Origin of the sequence: Streptomyces sp. NPDC001410 (assembly GCF_042895235.1) — a bacterium.
Lineage (GTDB): Bacteria > Actinomycetota > Actinomycetes > Streptomycetales > Streptomycetaceae > Streptomyces.
On record NZ_JBIAWE010000050.1, the window covers coordinates 1 to 4284 of the forward strand.

Sequence of the window (4284 nt, forward strand, 5' to 3'; positions counted from 1 at the left end):
TTGAGGTGCTGGACCGGCACCTGCACCACCTGCGGCCGCCCCCTCACCGCAAGCAGAACCAGAGCCAGAACGAGAACCTAACGAAGCACTACTAGCGATCTCCCGCCACAAGCTGGCCCGGGACGTGTGCCACGGCAAGCGCGGCACCATCCACCAGGCGTACCGGGACGGCGTGGAGGACCAGCTCGGCTCGCTCAGTCTGGTCCTCAGCACCATCGTGCTCTGGACGACCCGTTACGTCGACGCCGCCGTCGCCCGGCTACCCGGCCGAGGGCCACGCGATCCGCGAGGAGAACATCACCCGGCCCCCCTCTCAAGCACCGCAACCTGAACCTGCTCGGCCGCTACAGCTTCACCGCCTCGACCCCGGCCGTCGGCGCCCTGCGCACGCTGAGCGACGCGGACGCGCTCGAGCTGGACGAGGACGACGAAGGCGCGGACTGAACGCCCACATCGGGTGACGCGGGCATATCAGGTGGCCGGGTGCTCGGAAATCGCAAGCGCCGGTAGGGGAGCTGATGTCAGACTGCCTGATATGTCCGACTAAGCCTTGATTGATGCGGCCGACCTGGCGGCCTGCTCGATCTTCGCGCAGTAGGCTGCACGGGCTTCCTCGTCGATCGGCCTCTCGTGTTCGGGGCGCATCCCGGTCCGGCCGTCGAGGCCCTCGCGCAGGATATCGGTGTGCCCGGCATGGCGGTTGGACTCGCCAAGGACGTGGACCATGATGGCGAACAGGTTCGTGTTGGGATAAGGCTCCGACCACCACGGCACGTGGCCGGGGGCGTCGAGGGGAAGCTCGTTGATCGTCGCGTCCGAGTGTTCCCATGTGCGCCGGTAGAACCCGATGATCTGATCGCGGGTCTCGTCCTCGGTCGCCCACAGATCGTTGCCGTCGTAGTCCTGCCACCGGCACAGCGATTCCGGGGAAGGGCGGTCGAAGACCTCGCCGAAGTACCTGGCCTCGACGGTGGCCACGTGTTTGACCAGGCCGAGGAGGTTGGTCCCGGTCGCCGTCAAAGGTCTGCGGGCGTCGTATTCGGACAAGCCGTCGAGTTTCCAGAGCAGCGCCTCGCGGTCCCGCCGCAGTCTCCCGTGCAGGTTGTCCTTCGCGAATTTATCGATCATGTGGCATGAGCCTTCCATGGGCTGTTCGTGGTCTCAAGATCCCGTACGTGGTCCGCAACGGCTGGCAGAGCAGAGACTCAGGACTCCTTACACAATGAGCTACCGGGAATGACTGTCTGTCAGAGAGACGTGGGGGTGGGGGTGGGGTGCGTGACGGCTCGCGGCCGACCGGACCTGCGACGGTTACTGCGCAGGAGAACTACACGCATGCTGTTCGGTGCCGTTCTCTGATCCTGTTGAGTGGTTCGGGACGGGGACCGGGGAGGTGGGCGGGTGCCAGGTGAGAATCCAGCCGGCGGTAAGCACCGCCGCGCCGCCTGCCAGGGCGATTGCGCCGCCTGTTCCGATGCCTGCGGCCACCGAGCCGAAGCAGGCCGGCCCGACGCCCTGCAGCGTCATGCTGCCGGAGCCGAGCAGACCGAAGGCCTGGCCCTGGCCATCCTGCGGCAGGGCGTCCAGGAACGGCCGTTGCAGGCCGAGACCGTAGGCTAATCCGAAGCCGCAGAGCAGCAGCAGGCAGGACGAGACGCCCACTCCGGGCTCGGTAGCGAAGCCGACCAGCGGCAGTCCCGTCAGCGCAATCAACGGGACTACCAGTCGCTCCCGGGTGGGTGGCCGTAGCAGTCGACCCACCAGCAGGTCACCGACAAGCATGCCGACCGGCAGACAGCCCATCAGCACCGCGTACCAGCCGGGCGCGAAGTGGCGTCCTCCCGCGTAGGCGACGATCAGACCTTCCGCGCCCGCTACGAACGCGGGCGGTAGCCACTGGGCCAGCATCAGTTGTCGTACCGTGTGTCCGCGCAGCAGTAGGCCGGCACCGTGCAGGCTTGCCCGGAGGGCCCCGCCATCGTCCCGAGCGCTGCCGGGTGTGCCGCCGAACTCTCCCGGCTCCAGCCGGGGTAGCCGGATGCGGATAGCGAGCGCGCAGCCGAGGTAGAGGGCGGCGCTTACCGCGAGCGCCCGGTGCGGGCCGAGTACCGCGACGACCGCACCTCCCAGCGCCAGACCGAACAATTGCGCGCCAGAGGAGGCGATGTTGTTCAGTGAACGGCCCAGTACATAGGCGTCGCCCTTCAGCCACTGCGCGACGAGCCGACTCGACGCGCCGCCGAACACCGGTGTGGCGAGGGCGACCAGCGCCACGACACCGAGGCTTGCCGCGATCGGCATCCGCACCAGGGCGAGCAGCAGGGCGGCGGCGCACTCCAAGGCGTAGCCGCCGGCGATGAGCGCGCGGGGCGGCAGTTGGTCGGCCAGTGAGCCCAGCAGCAGCGAGCCGAACAACTGCGGGAGAAAGCCGATGCCGAAGGCCAGTGCGCTCAACAGCGCGGAGCCGGTGGCCGCGAAGACCAGCACCGAGAACGTGGTGATCCGCAGCGAGCCCGCAGTGATCGCGACGGCGCGGGTCGAGAAGAGCAGCCGGAATCGCGGATCGGCCAGCACCTCCCGGTAGGTGGCACGGTGGTTGCCCTGCGCGGGTTCGGCGGTTGGGATCATGACGCCCAGCCTCGCCGTGCGCCCACGCCACTCACCAATGATTCGTCGCTGGACGAATCGGAACAGACGTCCGGCGGTAGCATCGCAGGGTGCTCCGCTTCGAAGTCTCCGTCGAGGACCTGCTGCGCAGCCGCTTCGCGCTGTCGCCCGCGATGGACCTCTGCTTGCTGCTACGCTCGCTCGCCGGCCAAAACCGGCCGCTGCCGCGAGCCTGGGCCACCCGGCTCCTGCCGGCCTTTGAACGGCTTCGCCGCGAGACCGAACTGGACGCCGCCCTCGCCCTGCACACCCCGCAATCCGGACCGAACTTCGTCGCCCCGCCCCCGCGCGGCATCAACCAGACCTGGGCAGACGACCTGGCCATGATCCGGGCCACACCGCTGGAAGCGGCCCGCCACGAATTCGCCACCACCGGGACCGGCCCGTCCGCCCATGATCCCCGCGTACGCGCAGTGCTGGACTCCACGGACGCCGTCTCCAGGATCGCCGAGGCGATGGACCAGGCGTGGCACGAGCTGCTCGCCACGGACTGGCCGCAACTGCGCGCGATCTGTGAGCGCGATGTCGTGCACCGGGTGGGTGTGATCGGCGAACACGGATGGGCCAAGACCATCGAGAGTCTGCACCCGAGCATCGCCTGGCGCGCCGGCGGTATCGAGATCGGCTTCTTCCCCCCAGTCGGAAACGTCCGCCTCGCCGGCGACGGGCTACTGCTGATCCCTTCGGTCTTCGTCGGGAATATCGCCGCCCACCTGGAAGACCCCTGGCCCAGGACCTTGGTCTATCCTGCCCGCGGCACCGCCGCCCTGTGGGGCGAACAGGAGACGGTCCCCCAACCGGACGCGCTGACCGCTCTGGTCGGCCGGGCCCGAGCCCGGCTGCTGTTGGCGCTGGACGCCCCGGCCAGTACCAGCCACCTCGCCCGAAGCCTCGCCATGGCACCCGGCGCGGTAGGAGACCACCTCGCCATCCTGCGAGGCGCGGGGCTGCTCGTCCGCGCCCGGTCCGGACGGTCGGTGCTCTACCGGCGCACCCCGCTCGGCGAGGCGCTGGTCGCCGGTTCGGGCTGAGGGCTCAGATCAGCACTGTTTTTTGAGGCGCCGCCAGCAGATGATTGCGCAGCCGAGGGTGAGGAAGTCCTGGTGGATGTCGGCGCGGATTTCCCAGCGGATACGCAGTCGGCGGAACCGGCGCAGAAGTGCGAAGGCCGCTTCGACGACCCAGCGGTTCTTGCCCAGGCCGCTTCCGTGCCCGGTGCCGCGCTGGGCGATGAGCGTACGGATGCCCAGCTCACGGACCTGGCGGCGGTAGACGTTGTGGTCGTAACCGCGGTCGGCGTAGAGGACGTCGGGGCGCTGACGGGATCGTCCGCGCTTGCCACGGATGGGCGGTACGGCGTGGATCAGGAACCCTGGCTCACCTCGTCAGCCGGTGACGCCGTGCTGGAGCTGCTTCTCGGCGCAGAGCAGATGGCGGCCGCTGACAAATTGGGTTGGAGCCAACCACACATCGGGCAGACAGCTCTCGTCGTAGTGGACGCGGGCACCGGACCACCTCCACCAGCCGGGTGAGCAGGCTCTGCCACGGTGTTTCGCCCTGGTGTTCCGCCGTTCCGGCCCCCTTTGACGCGGGCGCCGGCGGCGGTCCGGTCCGGGC

3 protein-coding genes and 2 pseudogenes are annotated in these 4284 nt (G+C 68.9%); 2 read left to right on the top strand and 3 right to left on the bottom strand.

Annotated elements, in window-relative coordinates:
• Positions 1 to 100: 100 nt before the first annotated feature.
• Positions 101 to 444: pseudogene (locus tag ACFY3C_RS45660) on the top strand (Tn3 family transposase); the annotation flags it as partial.
• 99 nt (positions 445 to 543) lie between these two features.
• Here ACFY3C_RS45660 and ACFY3C_RS45665 read toward each other — a convergent pair.
• A complete protein-coding gene (locus tag ACFY3C_RS45665; RefSeq protein WP_390775178.1) occupies positions 544 to 1128 on the bottom strand; it encodes a DinB family protein in 585 nt (194 codons plus the stop codon).
• 183 nt (positions 1129 to 1311) lie between these two features.
• The gene (locus tag ACFY3C_RS45670; protein ID WP_390775179.1) at positions 1312 to 2628 is read right to left on the bottom strand and encodes an MFS transporter; all 1317 of its coding nucleotides are present in this window, start codon (positions 2626 to 2628) and stop codon (positions 1312 to 1314) included.
• Positions 2629 to 2717: 89 nt separating this feature from the next.
• Between ACFY3C_RS45670 and ACFY3C_RS45675 the strand changes: the two genes are divergently transcribed.
• Positions 2718 to 3698 (top strand): winged helix-turn-helix domain-containing protein, encoded by a 981-nt coding sequence (locus ACFY3C_RS45675; protein WP_390775180.1) that lies wholly within the window; start codon positions 2718 to 2720, stop codon positions 3696 to 3698.
• Positions 3699 to 3707: 9 nt separating this feature from the next.
• Here the strand turns inward: ACFY3C_RS45675 and ACFY3C_RS45680 are convergent.
• Positions 3708 to 4034: pseudogene (locus ACFY3C_RS45680) on the bottom strand (transposase); the annotation flags it as partial.
• Positions 4035 to 4284 lie beyond the last annotated feature (250 nt).